Below are 15,994 nucleotides of genomic sequence, written 5' to 3'. Positions count from 1 at the left end.
GTGAGCCTCGCACTGCCCGCGGTGGGCTTCGGCACCTACAAGCTGAACGGCCTGAGCGGCGTCGACACGGTCATCTCGGCCCTGCGCGTCGGCTACCGCCTGCTCGACTCGGCGATGAACTACGAGAACGAGGGCGCCGTCGGCACCGCCGTACGCCGCTCGGACGTGCCGCGCGACGAGATCGTCGTGACCTCCAAGCTGCCCGGACGCCACCACGCCTACGACCTCGCCGTCACCTCGATCGAGGAGAGCGTGCTGCGCACGGGCCTGGACCACCTCGACCTCCACCTGATCCACTGGCCGAACCCGTCGCACGACCTCTACGTGGAGGCGTGGCAGGCACTCATCGACGCCCAGCGCCGCGGTCTCGTGTTCCACATCGGCGTCTGCAACTTCCTGCCCGAGCACCTCGACCGTCTCGAGCGCGAGACGGGCGTCCTGCCCGCCGTCAACCAGATCGAGCTGCACCCCTACTTCCCGCAGGTCGAGGCGCTCGCCGACCACCGGCGCCGCGGCATCGTCACCCAGGCGTGGAGCCCGCTCGGGCGCAAGAGCGACCTGCTGACGGATCCCGTCGTCGTCGAGGTCGCCGAGCAGCACGACCTGACCCCGGCCGAGGCGGTCCTCGCCTGGCATGCGGCGGTCGGCGCCGTGCCGCTGCCGAAGGCGTCCTCGGAGGGGCGCCAGCGCGAGAACCTCGCGGCCGTCGGTCGCGACCTCGACCCGGCCGCGGTCGAGCGGCTCACGGCGCTCGGCCGTCCCGACGGCCGGCTGTTCGACGGCGACCCGGCCACCCGGGTCGAGGACTGACCGAGTCCCTTGACCGATGACGACGCCACGCGCCGTGCTGCTCGTGGTGGTGCTGGCCGTCGTGGCGCGGCTGCCGTTCCTGGGGGTGCTGCCCAGTCCCGACGAGGCGGGCCTGCTGATCGTCGGTGGGCAGTGGCACGACGGGACGTCGCTCTACGGCGACTACTGGGTCGACCGTCCGCCGCTGCTGATCGGACTCGCCGAGCTGGCGGCGCGCACCGGGGGAGTGGTCGCGCTGCGGCTGCTCGGACTCGTGGCGGTCGTGGTCACCGTCGTCGCCTGTGCCGCCGCGGCGCACCGCCTCGCGGGGGATCGCGCCGCACGCTGGACCGCGGTGGCGGCCGCGCTCCTCACCGTCAGTCCCTGGCTGGGCGCCGACCGGGTCAACGCCGAGCTGCTCGCGGCCCCGTGGCTCGCGGTCGGCGTGTACGCCGCCGTCCGGGCGGTCGAGCACGGCTCGCTGCCGTGGTCGGTGCTCACGGGTGCCGCGGGCACGGCCGCGGTGATGACCAAGCAGAACCACGCCGACGCGGCGGTCTTCGCGATCGTGCTGCTGGCGGCATCCGTGATCGCGAGGGACGTGCCGGCGCGAAGGGCTCTCGCGATGACGGGCGCGGCTGCCGCCGGTGCCCTCGTCGTGGTGACGTCGCTGCTGCTGTGGGCCTGGGTCCGGGGCACCGACCCGGCCGCCCTCACCGACGCCCTGTTCGCGTTCCGGCTGCGCGCGGACGCGGTGATGGCGACCGACCGGTCCGACTCCGCCGACGGCCGCCAGTACGAGCTGCTCGGACGCTCGCTGGGGTCGGGGCAGCTGCTGCTCGTTTTCGCGACCGTCGGCGCCCCTGTGCTGCGGCGGTGTCGCGCGCCGGTCTGGTGGGCGCTGAGCGCCATGACCCTGTTCGCGACGGCGTCGATCCTCGCCGGCGGCAGCTGGTGGAGCCACTACCTCGTCGAGCTCGCCGTGCCGGTGTCCGTGGCGACGGGGCTGCTCGCCACGCGCACCCGCTGGGTCGTCCCGGCCGCCATCGCCTACGCGACCGCGGCCGCCGTGGTCGGCGCGATCGTCATCCACCCCGCCCTCACCACGGTCGACGGAGCGGTCGCGGCCGGACGCATGGTCGGGCGGGTGGCGGACCCCGGCGACACCGTCGTGAGCGCCTGGGGACGACCGGACCTCGTCAGGGCCGCGGGGCTCGCGTCCCCCTATGAGCACCTCTGGAGCCTGCCGGTGCGCACCGACGACCCTCGCCTCGTCGAGTTCACTCGCCTCCTCAAGGGGCCGGACGCGCCGACCTGGGTCGTGAGCAACGGGACGCTCGGCACCTGGGGGCTGACCAGTGACACCGCCGAGCGTGAGCTGAAGCGTCGCTACCGGCTCGTCGCCGGAGTGTGCGCCTACCGGATCTGGCTGCGGAACGACGTCCGTCGGCCGGTGCCCGAGCGACCGGGCGGCGTCGAGTGCGTGAGGTCCTCCGGCCTCCGCTGATCGGTCGAGCGGAGGTGGTCAGCTCTCGGCGCTCAGGGCGCCCGTCGGGCCCAGCCGCCGGTCAACCAGCGTCAGCAGCGCGAGGCAGCCGATCACGAGCGCCGCGATGCCCGCGCACGTCAGGGCCACGCCGGACCAGCCCGACGCCGCGACGTCGAGGAACGGGTAGGGGTACCAGCCGGTGACCGACTCGACCGTGAGCGTCACCGCGAGCCACACCACCGGCCACAGGAACGCCGCCACCAGGGCGCGCCGGTCGATCCGATCGCGGGGACCGAAGGCCACCCACCCGATCACGGCCAGGAGCGGCACCGCCAGGTGCAGCAGACGGTCGGCCACGAGACTCGCTCCGTGGAGGTCGAGGAGCGGCCGGAGCAGGAAGAAGTGGACGAGTCCCGTCACGATGATGCCCATGACCCCGGCCAGACGCAGGGCACGCCACCAACGCCCGTCCGCCAGCGGGTCGCGCGCCAGGACGGCGACCGAGACGAGGACCAGCAGGTTGCTCTGGATCGTGAAGTAGGCGAAGAAGCGCGCAAGCCGCACGACGAGGTCCGGGCGCTCGGTCTCGGCGAGGACGGACGCGCCGCTGAACACCAGCACGAGCTGCAGCAGCAGCGCCACCGCTGCCGTCCCGGCGGTGAGGGCGTGCCACGCCCGTGCCGGCGTCGTGCCTCGGGGAGATCGCCCTGCGTCCACGGCTCGGTCCTTCCTCTTCGCCCGGTTTGGCCGTCTGCGACGCCCACGGCACCCCACATCATCACGGGTGCATCCGCGTCTGCCAACCCGTCGCCGTGCGACACGGCCGAAGGCGTCCGAACGTCCGTGGTCGTGAGGCACTCTGGGATTCGCGCTCCCGCAGGTCGCGGGACGGCACGAGGACGAGGAGAAGGAGAGCGATGACGGGCGAGCCACCGGTCCGTGCGAGCGGACTGACGCGCGCCTTCGACGACCGCGTCGCCGTCTCGGGCCTCGACCTCACCGTGCGGGAGGGCCGCGTGCTCGGAGTCCTGGGGCCCAACGGCTCGGGGAAGTCCACGACCGTGCGCCTGCTCACCGGGCTGCTGCGCCCGACCGCCGGCACCGTCGAGCTGTTCGGCGAGCCGGTGACGCCGGAGTCCGCACCCCGGCTGCGCGCCCGCATCGGCGTCCAGACCGAGGCGAACCTGTACCTGCGACTCACGGTCGCCGAGAACCTGCGCACGTGGGGCGCGCTGCACGGCCTGTCCCGCCGGCGCACGGCCGAGCGGATCGACGAGGTCCTCGACGTCGTCGGGCTCGCCGACCGTCGCGACACCCCGGTCGGGTCGCTCAGCAAGGGGCTGCGCCAGAAGGCCAAGATCGCCCGTGCGCTGCTGGCCGAGCCCGAGCTGCTGTTCCTCGACGAGCCCACCGCCGGGCTCGACCCCGCCTCGGCCCTCGACGTCCTGGGCCACCTCGCGAAGCTGCGCGCCGACGGCCGCACCACGATCGTCCTGTGCACCCACCAGCTGCACGGGCTCGAGGAGCTCTGCGACGACGTGGTGGTGCTCGACCGCGGGCGCGTCGTGGCCTCGGGCGAGGTGGGCGAGCTCGTCGCCGCGCACTGGCCCGAGCGCGAGTACGTCGTCCGCGTCACCGACCGCGCGGCCGCCGAGCGGGCCGTCGCCGACCTCCGCGCGGCCGGCCACGCGGTGCCCGACCCGGAGCACGTCGAGCCCTCGCTCCACGACCTCTACTTCGCGCTGCTGCGGGGGGAGGGGCGATGAACGCCGACCGCGTCCGCGCACTCGTGGCCAAGGACTGGATCGAGCTGCGCCGCAACCGGCAGACGCTGCTGCCGATCGTCATGCTGCCGATCGTGTTCGCGCTCGTGCTCCCGACGACGCTCATCGCCGCGACGCGGCAGCCGGACGCGCTGGCCCGGCTCGACTTCCTCACGTCCTACCTCGACGGCCTGCCCGCCGACGTCGCCGCCGATCCCACCCGCGCGGTCGTGCAGTACTTCATGGCACCGGTCTTCCTCATGATCCCGATCGTGGTGGCCACCGTGCTGGCCACGGCGGCGTTCGTGGGGGAGAAGGAGCGCGACACCCTCGAGGGCCTGCTCTTCACGCCGCTGACCGACCGCGAGCTCGTGATCGGCAAGATCCTCGTCTCGTGGGTGCCCGCGGTGGGCGTCACCTGGCTGTCGACCGCCCTCTACGCGCTGGTGGTGAACGGCCTGGCCCGGCCGTGGCAGCACGGGTGGGCGTTCCCGAACGGCACGTGGCTCGCGCTGACGTTCGTGATCGCCCCGCTGGTGTCCTTCCTCGCGATCGGCTGCATCGTCCTGATCTCCCACCGCGCCTCCACGCTCCAGGGCGCCCAGGCGGTCGCGGGACTGCTCGTCCTGCCCGTGATCGTGCTGATCGTGTCGCAGGCGGCGGGGGCTCTCGCGTTCGACCGCGGGGTCGTGATCGGCGTCGGCGTGGCCGCCCTCGCGGGCGATCTGGCGGTGTTCCACTTGGCCGTCCGGCGCTTCGACCGCGACCGCGTGGTCACGCGACTGTGACCCATTCGTGCTGTGACATGTGCCACAGGGCCCGCCGGAGAGTGGCACCGGAAGCGCGGTAGGGTCACGGTAATCTCCGGGATCGTGTCGTCGGAAACGCCGTCGACACGGGACGGAACATCGACGTGACCGGACCGGCCGGCGGGCTGGTCCAGGAGAGGACAAGGCAGACCTATGGTCGACGTGGACAAGGTCCTGGACGAGGCGGGGTTGAAGAACCCCCATGTCCATGAGTTCGTGAAGCACTGGGCGGGTGTCACCCAGCCCGAGCGCATCGAGGTCGTCAGCGCCAGCGACGACGCCCGACTGCTGCAGGAGGCCCTCGAGGCCGGCGAGCTCGAACCGGCCGGTGAGGGCCTGTACTACTCGCAGAGCTACCACAAGGACACGGCCCGTTCGGAGGAGCGGACCATCGTGGCCACCAGCGACCCCGCGGACAAGGGCGTCTACAACAACTGGCGCCACGCCGACGAGATCAAGCCGGTCGTCATCGGGAACATGACCGGCGCCTCGCAGGGCAAGACGATGTACGTCATCCCCTACCTGATGGCCGCTCCCGGCTCGCCGCTGGAGGCCTACGCCGCCGGCATCGAGCTCACCGACAACCGCTCGGTCGTGCTGCAGATGATCCGCATGGCCCGCGTCGGCGTCGACCTGTTCGAGAACCTGCAGGACCCCGAGAGCTTCGTGCGCGCGGTCCACGTCACCGGCGACCTGGAGAACCTCGGCCAGGGCACCCCCGACGACAAGCGCTACTTCGTGACCGTCGCCGACGAGCGCACGATCCTGCACTTCGGCTCGTCCTACGGCGGCAACGCGCTGCTGGGCAAGATCGCCCACGGCCTGCGCCAGGCGAACTGGGACGGCTGGGCGTCGCGCAAGTTCCTCGCCGAGCAGTACATGCTCATCGCGATCCAGGACAAGGAGACCGGCAAGAAGTACCACATCGCCGGCGGCTTCCCGAGCGCCTCGGGCAAGACGAACCTCGCGATGATGGTCGCCCCCGGCGTCCTGGGCGAGCGCTACTACGTCGAGTTCTTCGGCGACGACATCGCGTGGCTGTGGGTCGGCGAGGACGGCAAGCTCTACGGCATGAACCCCGAGTACGGCGTGTTCGGCGTGGCGATCGACACCAACGCGATCACCAACCCCAACGCCCTCGCCGCGGTCCAGGAGGGCACCGGCGCGATCTTCACGAACACGGCGTACAACGTGAACACGCACGAGACCTGGTGGGAGGGCAAGTCGCCCGAGTACCCCACCGACGTCGAGGGCTGGCGCGACTGGAAGGGCCACCTCATCTCGGAGCGCCCGGTCGAGGAGCAGCGCTCCAAGGACCACGTGTGGGCCCACCCGAACTGCCGCTTCACGTCGACGATGTCGAACGTCCCGAACGAGTCGCCTGACTACGACGACCCGGCGGGCGTGCCGATCGACGGCATCATCTACGGCGGCCGCACCCGCGACCGTGAGCCGCTGATCCGCGCGATCGAGGATCCGGCCGAGGGCGTCTACGACGGCCTGACGCTGGGCGCCGAGGCCACCGCCGCGGCCGAGGGTGTGGCCGGCCAGCTGCGCTACGACCCCATGTCGATGCGTCCGTTCCTGGCGCTGCCCGAGGGTCGCTACGCGCAGCACTGGCTCGACATCCTCGACCAGGTCACCGACAAGCCGCTGTTCGCGCACGTGAACTGGTTCCAGCGTGACGCCGACGGCGGCTACCTGTGGCCCGGCTACAGCGAGAACCTGCGCGCCCTGCTGTGGATGATGGACTACCGCGAGGGTCGTGTCACCGGCACGAAGACCCCCGTCGGCGTCGTCCCGAGCAAGGACGAGCTGAACCTCGAGGGCCTGGACATCGACGACGCGGTCCTCGACCAGCTGCTGGCGATCGACGTCGATCGCTGGAAGCAGGAGATCGGCCTGCGCGAGACGCACCTCGAGCAGTTCGGCGGACTGCCCGAGCGCATCTGGGAGGCGCACCGCCGCGTCGCCCAGGCTCTCGACGAGGCCTGACGCACCGAGCGAAGGGGCCCACCGCGTGAGCGGTGGGCCCCTTCGTCACGTCCGGGCGGCCTCGCGCTCGACGACCGGTGACCGCGGCCGCTCCGCCTGCACGACGAGCGCGACGCCCACGACGACGATCACGCCTCCGGTGACGATCGCGCCGGTGAGGGGCTCGGCGAGGATGACCGCGCCGAGCAGCACGGCGACCACCGGGTTCACGTACGCATAGGTCGACACGAGCGAGAGCGGCGCGTTCTGCAGCAGCCACACGTAGGCCGTGTAGGCCACGAGCGAGCCGAAGACGACCAGGTAGCCCAGCGCGATCCACGACGAGGTCGAGGCCTCGGCGAAGTCGTTCGGCCGCTCGCCCCGCGCCGTGCCGAGGATCAGCAGCGCGATCGCCGCCGACAGCATCTCCCAGACGGTCGCGACGAACGGGTTCGCCGGCATCGGCATCCGCGGGGACAGGAACGAGCCGACCGACCAGCACAGCGTCGCCCCGACGATGAACACGATGCCGGTGGTCGTGCCGCCGGCGCCACCGCCGGGGAGCACCAGGACGCCGAGTCCGACGAAGCCGACCAGGACGCCGGTCCAGGTGAGCAGCCGCGGACGCTCACCGCCGGCGAAGCGGAACAGGATCAGCCACAGCGGGACCATCGCGACGAGCAGTGCCGCCAGCCCGGACGGCACCGTGCGCTCGCCCAGCACGACGCCGCCGTTGCCCCCGGCGAGCAGGAGGATTCCCACGATCGCCGCGCCCCGGAGCTCGCGGGGCCGGACCCGCAGCACCCGAGGGCCTGACCGCACGGCGAGGAACGTCCCCATCAGCAAGGCGGCGGTCAGGAACCGGGCCGCGGCCGAGAGCAGCGGTGGCATGTCCTCGACGACGATCCGGATGCCGAGGTAGGTCGAGCCCCAGGCGATGTAGACCACGAGCAGCGCGCACCACAGCGCGCCGGGGGAGACGTCGCCGGATCGACTGGTGGCGGGGTGTGCTGTCATGACCGTCCTGTCCTCGTGGTCCTGACACTCATTCAACCCGCAGGGTCGGACGGATCACCCCCGCATGACTGCCAGGACCCGCAGGGATCCGGACAAACTCGCGCGGACGGCCACTCAGGCGGTGGGCAGCGACCAGCTGCCGTTGCCCTCGCCCCGGAGGCCGAGTTTCGCGGCGCGCTTGGACACCCAGGCCGACTGGGCCTTGCTGAGGTCACCGAGCTCGAAGCGGGTGCCCCAGCCGAACGGCGAGGTGCCCGGGATGTCGACCAGCGTGCCCTCGGGCCCGCGCTGGATCTGACCCACGATGTCGCGGTAGCCGGTGGTGAACTCGAGGCGCTCGCCCTTGAACTCGCGGGCGTAGTCGGCCGCCAGGCGCTTGGCGCGCTTCGCGACGTCGCAGCGCAGCATCGTGTCGCCGACGGCGCACAGCACGCCGCGGGGGACCTGGCCGTTGCTGTAGCCGCCCCAGCCCTTCCCGGCGCCGTTGTTCGTCAGGAACTGCACGAGCACGGGCATCGGGTCGATGAACTGCCCGTCGACCTGGATCTCGAAGTGCAGGTGCGGACCCGTCGAGTTGCCGCGCGAGCCGACCAGGGCGATCTCGTCGCCCGAGCTCACCGTCTGCCCGTCCTCGACGAGCACCTTGGACGAGTGCGCGTAGCGCTCGGCCGTGCCGTCGGGGTGCGAGATCGTGATGAGGGTGCCGGCCCAGCCGACCTCCTCCAGGCTCACGGTGCCGCCGCGCGAGGCGTAGATCGGGGTGCCGGTGGGGGCGGCGAGGTCCTGGCCGGTGTGGGTGGACTGCCACATGCTGCCGCCCATGCCGAAGCCGGCCGAGATCGAGTAGGAGCCCTGCTTGAGCGGGAACGTCCAGCCCTGGCGCGTGGCCGCGACCGGGCGGGTGGCGTTGCAGACCGTGGTGGGGGAGTCGGCCGAGCCGTTCGGCGGGGTGTTGCGGCCGGTGCCGAGCGAGGGCCGCGTCACCGCGTACGGCTTCGCGGGCACCTCCGAGACGCCGACCTGCCCGCGGGTGGCGGGCGCGTCGATCATCAGGCCGTCGCCCACGTAGACGCCGACGTGGTGGATGCCCGACTCCTTGTTCGCGGAGAAGACCAGGTCGCCGCGCAGGATCTCGTCGGCCGGCACCTTCACCGTGCGGGCGTACAGCTGAGCGGGCGTGCCCCGGAGGTCGTAGCCCTTCTCGACGTTCACCACGCCGCCGCAGCTCCACGCGGGGGAGGCGTTCCGCGCGGAGTAGTCCTGTCCGATGCGCCCGACGAGTGCGTCGATCATGCGGATCGTCTGCGCCGGCAGGACCTGGACGGTCCGCGAGCCGACGGTGGCGGTGCCAACACCCTTCGTGGCCTTCAGGCGGGCGGCCGAGGGCGCCTTCACCCCCAGCCGGGCGAGACGCTTGCGGTACGACGTCCACGCGGTGGTGACCCGGTCGTTCCACGCCTCCTGCTCGACCCGCGTCTGCGGCAGGCCCTCGGGCGTGGAGGAGGCACCGAGGCCGAGCTGCTCGGCCAGCTTCCCGACCTGCGCCAGCTGACGCGCCGCGCTCTTCTCGGCCTTCTCGGCGATAGCAGTGGCCCGGTCGGCACGCCGCTGGAGCTTCTGCGCCGCCTCGAAGGCCCGCTTGGCGTCGCCGAGGTGACCCTCCTGCGCGTCCGTGACCTGCTCGGTGCTGAAGATGCCGGTGATGAGGTCCTCGGGGTTCTCCGCCGCGGCGAGAGCCGTGAGCTTGCGCGCGAAGGGATCGCCGCTCGGGGACATCGCGTAGTCGACGACCTGCGCGACGTAGGCCCGCGCAACGCGGCGCTGGCGGTCGGCGTCGCGGGTGCGCTCGGCGGCCTCCTTGCGACGGTCCTCGGCCACGCTGAGGTTGGACTCGTAGCGCAGCGCCAGGGTGGTCAGCTCGGTGATGGCGCTGGGCGCGATGGCGAGCGGATCGGGGACGTCGGGGACGTCGAGCGAGGGGGTGGAGGCCGTGGCGGACGTGGCCCCGGTGGTCGGGGGAGTCGTGGGGTCGACGGCGTGAGCGGCGGTCGGGAACGCCAGGCCGGCGACCAGGACCGTCACCCCCGCGAAGACCCGAGTCCAGCGCATCAGTGCGACACCTCCATCAGTGAGTGAACCACGCTCCTCAATTCACTGTTCACACAATCCCCAACCGTCACTCCCGTCGTGCCATCCGGCGTGGCCCCGATGGGCCAGAAACCCTGCGAACACCCGCCGGATAGGCTGGGGATCGTGCGTCCGATCTCCCTTGTGCTCTTGGTCACTTCCGTCCTGCTCGGGTGGTCGATGCCTGCGCAAGCGCACACCTCTCTCATCTCCACCGACCCCACCGAGGGCGCGCGGCTGGCCTCCGTGCCCGAGCAGGTCGTGCTGACGTTCAGCGAGAACCTGCGTGAGCCCTCCCAGGTCGGCGTGGCCGTCGACGGCGAGGCCGTCGAGGTCGAGTTCCAGGTCGACGGACCCCGGGTGGTCGTCACGCCGCCCTCCGACGCACCCGAGGGTGCGTACGACATCAACTATCGCGTGATCTCGGCCGATGGGCACCCCGTGACGGGCACGCTCTCGTTCGACGTCACCCAGGCCGCCGGGATCGCCACCGAGGAGGCGCCCGCCGGCGACGAGCCCACCGCCACCCAGTCGCCCGAGACGGCCACGAACGACGCCGCCGCCGACGCCGAGGACGACTCGGTCTGGTCGTCCCCGCTGCTGCTCGGCGTGGGCGTCGTCGCGATCGTGCTGGCGATCGGCGCCGTCACGGTCCTGCGCCGTCGCTCCGTCACGTCCGACCATGACCGCTCCTGAGGTCTCGCCGCGCCTCTACGGCGCGATCATCGGCCTCGTCGGCCTGGCATCCCTCGTCGCGGTCGTCGTGCTCTCCGGTGCGACTCCCCAGCCGCCCCCGCCGGGCCTGCCCGACCCGGGTCCCGTCGTCGGGTGGGCCCTGCCGATCTCGCGGTACGCGTCGGACATCCTGGCCACCGTCACGATCGGCTTCCTGCTGACCGCCGTCGTCCTGCTGCCCTCCGGCGACCGGCTCGAGGGCCTCGCCGTCCAGGCCGTCCGCATCGCCTCCTGGGCCGCGGGCGGCTGGTTCGTCGCGGCACTCGTCTTCTACTGGGCCAACGTCGCCGACCTCTACGCCCGCCCGATGGCGCAGGTCGAGCTCGGCCAGCTCGTCGACTTCGCGTCCGTGTTCGCCACCGGCCGCGGCCTGCTGGTGCAGGCGGTCGCCGCACTCGTCGTCGCGCTCTGGGCCCGCTGGACCTTCTCGGTCCGCCAGCTCGCGCTCTGCGTCGCCGTCGGCCTCATCGGCATCTCCGCCGTCGGCCTCACCGGCCACTCGGCGTCCGCCGGCTCGCACATGCTGGCCACCGCCGCGCTCGTGCTGCACCTCGTCGGCGTCGTGCTCTGGGTGGGCGGGCTCATCGCCCTGGGCTGGGTCGCACTGCGCCGCAGCCGGCGTCTCGAGGACGCCGTCGCGCGCTACTCCACCCTCGCGCTGTGGTGCTTCGCCACCGTCGCGGTCTCCGGGCTCGTGAGCGGCTTCGTGAACCTCGGCTCGCTCGGTGGCCTGGACTCCACCTACGGCCTGCTGCTCGTGGTCAAGACGACCGCGCTCGTCGGTCTCGGCGCGTTCGGCGTCGCCCAGCGTCGCCGCCTGCGCCACCGCGGTGCGGGCTTCGCCCGCTTCGCCGTCCTCGAGGTGCTCCTGATGACCGTGACGATCGCCGTCGCGGTCGTCCTGAGCCGCACGGCCACGCCGGTGGGGGAGGACGTCCTGACCAGCCCCGCCGAGCTGCTGCTGGGGCGTCCGCTGCCGCCGGAGCCCACGCTGGCGCGGGTCCTCACCGGCTTCTACCCCGATGGCATCGGCATCGCCGTGGTCGTCTTCGGCACGGCGTTCTACCTGACCGGCCTGCGCGTGCTGCGCCGGCGCAACGACCACTGGCCCGTCGGACGCACGATCAGCTGGTTCCTGGGCCTGGCCGTCGTCGCCTGGGCCACCTTCGGCGGGCTCGGCGTCTACTCCAGCGTCATGTTCAGCCTGCACATGGTCTCGCACATGATGCTGTCGATGATCGCGCCGATCTTCCTCGTGCTGGGCGCGCCGATGACGCTCGCGCTGCGCACCCTGCCGGGCCCGCGCCGACCGGGCGAGCACTCACCCCGGTCCCTGCTGCGCGACGCGCTGCACTCGAAGGTCTCGGCGTTCTACACGAACCCGATCGTCGCCGCGGTGATCTTCCTCGGCACCCTCTACGCCGTCTACTTCACGGGGCTGTTCGAGGCCATGATGCGCACCCACTCGGGCCACGCGTTCATGGAGCTGCACTTCCTGTTCTCGGGCCTGCTGTTCTACTACGTGATGATCGGCGTCGACCCGGCGCCGCGACGGCTCAACCCGCTCGCCCGGTTCGGCGTGCTGATGCTGTCCGTGCCGTTCCACGCCTTCTTCTCGGTGGCGCTCATGTCGTCGGACGTGATCATCGCGGAGTCCTACTACCAGGCGCTCGAGCGTCCCTACGCCACCGATCTCGCGGCGGACCAGTACCTGGGCGGCGGCATCGCCTGGGCGATGGGCGAGATCCCGCTGCTGCTCGTGGTCGGCGCGATCTTCATCCAGTGGTTCCGCTCCGACGCGCGGGAGGCCAGGCGCAGCGACCGGGCCGCCGATCGCGACGACGACGCGGCGCTCGAGCAGTACAACGCGTACCTCGCGAGCCTGCGCGACGACGCCCCGCGCCGCTGACGCCGGCCCCGGACACACCACTGCCCGGTCACCGTGAGGTGACCGGGCAGTCGTGTGTATGGCTCGCCCCGGCGGGGCGGCGGGTCAGAAGAGGATCTGGCCGCCGCTCGTGGCCGCGGTGAAGCGCTCCTGGGCGTCGGCCCAGTTGGCGATGTTCCAGAACGCCTTGACGTAGTCGCCCTTGACGTTGAGGTAGTCGAGGTAGAAGGCGTGCTCCCACATGTCGAGCTGCGAGATCGGGATCAGCGTCGCGGGGATGTTGGACTGCTGGTCGTAGAGCTGGACGATGACCAGCTTCTGTCCCAGCGTGTCCCACGCCGTGATGGCCCAGCCCGAGCCCTGGATGCCGAGGGCGACCTGCTCGAACTGCGCGCGGTACGCGTCGAACGAGCCGAAGTTGTCCTCGATCGCGGCAGCCAGCTCGCCGGTGGGCTTGTCGCCACCGTCCGGCGAGAGGTTCTTCCAGAAGATCGAGTGGTTGATGTGACCACCGAGGTTGAACGCGAGGTTCTTCTCGAGCAGGTTGATCGTGTCGAACTCCTGGACCTCACGCGCCTGCTCGAGCTTCTCGAGCGCCGTGTTGAGACCGTTGACGTAGTTCTGGTGGTGCTTGCTGTGGTGCAGCTCCATGATCTTGCCCGAGATGTGGGGATCGAGTGCCCCGTAGTCGTAGGGCAGGTCCGGCAGGGTGTAGTCGGCCACGCGTCCTCCTGGTCGTCGAAGTGGTTGATGTCTTCGTTGAGTTCAAGCCTCAGTCTGTCAGTTGTGTTCCCCGGGGCAAGGGCAGCCCGGATCCCGGGACGTCCGCCGGTAGGCTGTGGGCGTGACAGGCAAGCGCGTGCGCCGCATCGAGGGCGAGGAGGAGCCCGAGGTCGTGGCGGCCTCCGAGACCGCCCCGAGCCGCGAGCGCGCGGCCCGGCCCGATCCCGTGTCGCCGCCGCCCGGCCGTCGCGACGAGCCCGCCGCCGCGGCCAGCGAGAAGACGGAGAAGCCGTCGCTGCGCAGCGAGCTGTTCACGATCCCGAACCTGCTCAGCGCCATCCGGATCCTGCTGGTGCCGGTGTTCCTGTGGCTCGTGCTCGTCCCCGAGGCCGACGTGCTCGCGATCGGCGTGCTGGTGCTGTCGGGCATCACCGACTACCTCGACGGCAAGATCGCCCGCGCGACCGGTGCCACCACGCGCCTGGGCGCCGTGCTCGACCCGGTCGCCGACCGGCTCTACATCCTCGCGGTCGTCGTCGGCCTGGGCCTGCGCGACATCATCCCGTGGTGGCTCGCGATCATCCTGCCGCTGCGCGACGTGGTCCTGTTCTCGCTCGTGCCGTTCCTGCGCACCCGTGGCTTCAGCGCCCTGCCCGTGCACTTCCTGGGCAAGGCCGCCACGGCCGGCCTGCTCTACGCCTTCCCGCTGCTGCTGCTCGGCGACGGCGACGGTGCGGTCGCGAACCTGGCGCGCGTGTTCGGCTGGGCGTTCACCGTGTGGGGCGTCGGCCTCTACTGGTGGGCCGGCATCCTCTACGCGATCCAGGTGCGCCGTCTCCTGGCCACGACGCCGCGGGTGCGATGAGCAGCCGGCGCGACGAGGAGTCGTCGGTCGCCGAGGCCGAGTCGATCCTCGAGCGGCTCGCCGCCACCGCGCTCGACGACGACTACTACGTCGACCACGAGAAGCCGCCGGGCAACGGCGCGAAGGCGCTCACCGGCCTCGCGATCGCGACGATCGCCACGATGCTCACCGTCGCGGCCGTGCAGACCCGCATCGATCGCCCGGCCACCGAGGCCGAGCGGGACGCGCTGATCGAGAACATCCGCCTGCGCGAGGACCTCGTGGCGAACAAGCAGGAGACCGTCGCCGGACTCCAGGGCGAGATCGCCGACCTCCAGGCCGAGTCGGTCGTCGACGGACCCGGCACGGTCGCCGTCCGCGTGGCGTCCGGCGCCGTCCCGGTCGAAGGGCCGGGCGTGACGATCACCGTGCAGTCGTCGGCCAACGAGGAGCGCCCCGGAGGCCGCCTCACCGACGCCGACCTCCAGCTCGTCGTCAACGGGCTCTGGCTGGCCGGCGCCGAGGCCGTGTCGGTCGGAGGACACCGGCTCACCTCGACCTCGGCGATCCGGTCCGCGGGCGAGGCGATCACCGTGAACTACCGCTCGGTCACCGAGCCGGTCGTCGTCGCGGCGATCGGCGACGAGTCCACGCTGCAGACCCAGTGGCAGGCCGGTCCGTCGGGCCGCTACCTCGACGCGCGCGCCGAAGCCGATGGTCTGCGGTACGACGTGCGAGGATCGGACGACGTCGAGCTGGCCGCCGCACCCGAGTCGCGGCTGAGGGTCTCGGCCGAGCCCCTGAGGAGGAGCGCGTCGTGATCCCGGTCATCGGTCTCGTCGTGGGTGTCACGATCGGCCTGCTGCTGCAGCCCACGGTCCCCAGCGCCCTCCAGCCCTACATCCCGATCGCGATCATCGCCGCCCTCGACGCCGTGCTCGGCGCCGCGCGCGCCTACATGGAGGGACGCTTCGACGACCGCGTGTTCGTCGTCTCCTTCGTCTCCAACGTGGCGATCGCCTCGATCATGGTGTTCGTCGGCGACCAGCTGGGCGTCGGCTCGCAGCTGTCCACGGGCGTCATCGTCGTGCTGGGCATCCGCATCTTCGCCAACTCCGCCGCGATCCGCAGGCTGATCTTCCATGCGTGACCAGCTGCGCGGGCGGTCGGCGTGGATCGTGGCCCTGCTCGTGGGGCTGCTGGCCTTCACGATGACCGTCCAGTGGCGCCAGGACGACGAGACCGACGACTTCAGCGGCGTGCGCGGCGTCGAGCTGGCCGAGCTGCTCAAGTCGCTCGACGCGACCAACACCCGCCTGTCCCAGCAGATCGACACGCTGCGAGCCTCGCGCGACGACCTGCGCGACTCCAACGAGAGCACCGCGGAGGCCCGCAAGGCCGCGGTCGAGCGCGCCAACGCCCTCGCGATCCTCGCCGGCACGGTCGGCGCCGAGGGGGAGGGCATCGAGATCACGATCACCGCGCCGCCGGGCGCCGTCACCGCGTCGGTCCTGCTCGACGCGGTCCAGGAGATGCGCGACGCGGGCGCCGAGGTCATCTCGCTCAACGGCGTCGCGCGCGTCGTGGCGCAGACCTGGTTCCTCGACGACGACGCCGGCGTGCGCGTCAGCGGCCGCGTCCTGAAGCCGCCCTACGTCATGGAGGTCATCGGCGATCCCGACACCCTCGCCGACGCCGTGACGTTCCGCGGCGGCCTGGCCGACCGCGTGGAGAGCCGCGGGGGAGAGGTGGGCGTGGAGAAGCGTCAGCGCATCCGCGTGACCGCTGTCGCCGACGCCCCCGAGCCCCAGTACGCTCGACCCGCGAACGACTGAC

General features: G+C 71.7%; 15 protein-coding genes. 11 read left to right on the top strand and 4 right to left on the bottom strand.

Features of this window, described 5'->3' with window-relative positions:
- Both ACK99Q_RS12465 and ACK99Q_RS12460 read left to right on the top strand, forming a co-directional pair.
- A complete protein-coding gene (locus ACK99Q_RS12465; RefSeq protein ID WP_410186443.1) occupies window positions 1-810 on the top strand; it encodes an aldo/keto reductase in 810 nt (269 codons plus the stop codon).
- A gap of 16 nt (window positions 811-826) precedes the next feature.
- On the top strand, window positions 827-2,296 hold the full coding sequence (locus ACK99Q_RS12460) for a glycosyltransferase family 39 protein (RefSeq protein WP_410186442.1): 1,470 nt from the start codon (window positions 827-829) through the stop codon (window positions 2,294-2,296).
- Between the two features lie 18 nt (window positions 2,297-2,314).
- Here ACK99Q_RS12460 and ACK99Q_RS12455 read toward each other — a convergent pair whose 3' ends face one another.
- Window positions 2,315-2,995 (bottom strand): Pr6Pr family membrane protein, encoded by a 681-nt coding sequence (locus ACK99Q_RS12455; protein WP_410186441.1) that lies wholly within the window; start codon window positions 2,993-2,995, stop codon window positions 2,315-2,317.
- Between the two features lie 200 nt (window positions 2,996-3,195).
- Between ACK99Q_RS12455 and ACK99Q_RS12450 the strand changes: the two genes are divergently transcribed.
- From ACK99Q_RS12450 to ACK99Q_RS12440, 3 genes are all read left to right on the top strand, one after another.
- The gene (locus ACK99Q_RS12450) at window positions 3,196-4,044 is read left to right on the top strand and encodes an ABC transporter ATP-binding protein (protein ID WP_410186440.1); all 849 of its coding nucleotides are present in this window, start codon (window positions 3,196-3,198) and stop codon (window positions 4,042-4,044) included.
- Entirely contained in the window at window positions 4,041-4,829 is a 789-nt protein-coding gene (locus ACK99Q_RS12445) for an ABC transporter permease subunit (protein ID WP_410186439.1), read from the top strand. Before ACK99Q_RS12450 ends, ACK99Q_RS12445 begins: the two co-directional genes overlap by 4 nt.
- Before the next feature lie 174 nt (window positions 4,830-5,003).
- Entirely contained in the window at window positions 5,004-6,845 is a 1,842-nt protein-coding gene (locus tag ACK99Q_RS12440) for a phosphoenolpyruvate carboxykinase (GTP) (RefSeq protein WP_410186438.1), read from the top strand.
- 45 nt (window positions 6,846-6,890) lie between these two features.
- Here ACK99Q_RS12440 and ACK99Q_RS12435 read toward each other — a convergent pair whose 3' ends face one another.
- Window positions 6,891-7,841: an EamA family transporter gene (locus ACK99Q_RS12435; protein WP_410186437.1), complete on the bottom strand. Its 951-nt coding sequence runs from the start codon at window positions 7,839-7,841 to the stop codon at window positions 6,891-6,893.
- A gap of 114 nt (window positions 7,842-7,955) precedes the next feature.
- A complete protein-coding gene (locus tag ACK99Q_RS12430) occupies window positions 7,956-9,950 on the bottom strand; it encodes a peptidoglycan DD-metalloendopeptidase family protein (protein ID WP_410186436.1) in 1,995 nt (664 codons plus the stop codon).
- 198 nt (window positions 9,951-10,148) lie between these two features.
- On the opposite strand from ACK99Q_RS12430, the gene ACK99Q_RS12425 reads away from it, so the two are divergent.
- Together ACK99Q_RS12425 and ACK99Q_RS12420 are read left to right on the top strand one after the other, a co-directional pair.
- Window positions 10,149-10,664 (top strand): copper resistance protein CopC, encoded by a 516-nt coding sequence (locus ACK99Q_RS12425; RefSeq protein ID WP_410186435.1) that lies wholly within the window; start codon window positions 10,149-10,151, stop codon window positions 10,662-10,664.
- Window positions 10,651-12,612, top strand: coding sequence for a cytochrome c oxidase assembly protein (locus ACK99Q_RS12420; protein WP_410186434.1), 1,962 nt, complete (start codon window positions 10,651-10,653; stop codon window positions 12,610-12,612). Before ACK99Q_RS12425 ends, ACK99Q_RS12420 begins: the two co-directional genes overlap by 14 nt.
- An 84-nt stretch (window positions 12,613-12,696) precedes the next feature.
- Here the strand turns inward: ACK99Q_RS12420 and ACK99Q_RS12415 are convergent, their stop codons facing one another.
- Window positions 12,697-13,314 (bottom strand): superoxide dismutase, encoded by a 618-nt coding sequence (locus ACK99Q_RS12415; protein WP_179424361.1) that lies wholly within the window; start codon window positions 13,312-13,314, stop codon window positions 12,697-12,699.
- A 295-nt stretch (window positions 13,315-13,609) separates the two neighbouring features.
- Here ACK99Q_RS12415 and ACK99Q_RS12410 point away from each other — a divergent pair, with 295 nt between their 5' ends.
- Genes ACK99Q_RS12410 through ACK99Q_RS12395 form a run of 4 tightly spaced genes read left to right on the top strand, consistent with a single transcriptional unit; the run spans window position 13,610 to window position 15,993 of the window.
- A complete protein-coding gene (locus ACK99Q_RS12410) occupies window positions 13,610-14,179 on the top strand; it encodes a CDP-alcohol phosphatidyltransferase family protein (RefSeq protein WP_179428083.1) in 570 nt (189 codons plus the stop codon).
- Entirely contained in the window at window positions 14,176-14,979 is an 804-nt protein-coding gene (locus ACK99Q_RS12405; RefSeq protein ID WP_410186433.1) for a DUF881 domain-containing protein, read from the top strand. Before ACK99Q_RS12410 ends, ACK99Q_RS12405 begins: the two co-directional genes overlap by 4 nt.
- Entirely contained in the window at window positions 14,976-15,308 is a 333-nt protein-coding gene (locus tag ACK99Q_RS12400) for a small basic family protein (RefSeq protein ID WP_410186432.1), read from the top strand. The genes ACK99Q_RS12405 and ACK99Q_RS12400 overlap by 4 nt, the downstream gene beginning before the upstream one ends.
- A complete protein-coding gene (locus tag ACK99Q_RS12395) occupies window positions 15,301-15,993 on the top strand; it encodes a DUF881 domain-containing protein (RefSeq protein ID WP_410186431.1) in 693 nt (230 codons plus the stop codon). The genes ACK99Q_RS12400 and ACK99Q_RS12395 overlap by 8 nt, the downstream gene beginning before the upstream one ends.
- The last annotated feature ends 1 nt before the right edge of the window (window position 15,994 follow it).

This window comes from Aeromicrobium sp. MLTX1 (assembly GCF_046452335.1).
GTDB lineage: Bacteria > Actinomycetota > Actinomycetes > Propionibacteriales > Nocardioidaceae > Aeromicrobium.
This window is presented reverse-complemented; position numbering and strand designations above follow the sequence as displayed.

Excerpts from the sequence above, each read along its gene's own strand:
- ACK99Q_RS12460 (WP_410186442.1), top strand. The coding sequence starts at position 827 with ATGACGACGCCACGCGCCGTGCTGCTCGTGGTGGTGCTGGCCGTCGTG.
- ACK99Q_RS12450 (WP_410186440.1), top strand. The coding sequence starts at position 3,196 with ATGACGGGCGAGCCACCGGTCCGTGCGAGCGGACTGACGCGCGCCTTC.
- ACK99Q_RS12445 (WP_410186439.1), top strand. The coding sequence starts at position 4,041 with ATGAACGCCGACCGCGTCCGCGCACTCGTGGCCAAGGACTGGATCGAG.
- ACK99Q_RS12440 (WP_410186438.1), top strand. The coding sequence starts at position 5,004 with ATGGTCGACGTGGACAAGGTCCTGGACGAGGCGGGGTTGAAGAACCCC.
- ACK99Q_RS12435 (WP_410186437.1), bottom strand. The coding sequence starts at position 7,841 with ATGACAGCACACCCCGCCACCAGTCGATCCGGCGACGTCTCCCCCGGC.
- ACK99Q_RS12430 (WP_410186436.1), bottom strand. The coding sequence starts at position 9,950 with ATGCGCTGGACTCGGGTCTTCGCGGGGGTGACGGTCCTGGTCGCCGGC.
- ACK99Q_RS12425 (WP_410186435.1), top strand. The coding sequence starts at position 10,149 with ATGCCTGCGCAAGCGCACACCTCTCTCATCTCCACCGACCCCACCGAG.
- ACK99Q_RS12420 (WP_410186434.1), top strand. The coding sequence starts at position 10,651 with ATGACCGCTCCTGAGGTCTCGCCGCGCCTCTACGGCGCGATCATCGGC.
- ACK99Q_RS12405 (WP_410186433.1), top strand. The coding sequence starts at position 14,176 with ATGAGCAGCCGGCGCGACGAGGAGTCGTCGGTCGCCGAGGCCGAGTCG.
- ACK99Q_RS12395 (WP_410186431.1), top strand. The coding sequence starts at position 15,301 with ATGCGTGACCAGCTGCGCGGGCGGTCGGCGTGGATCGTGGCCCTGCTC.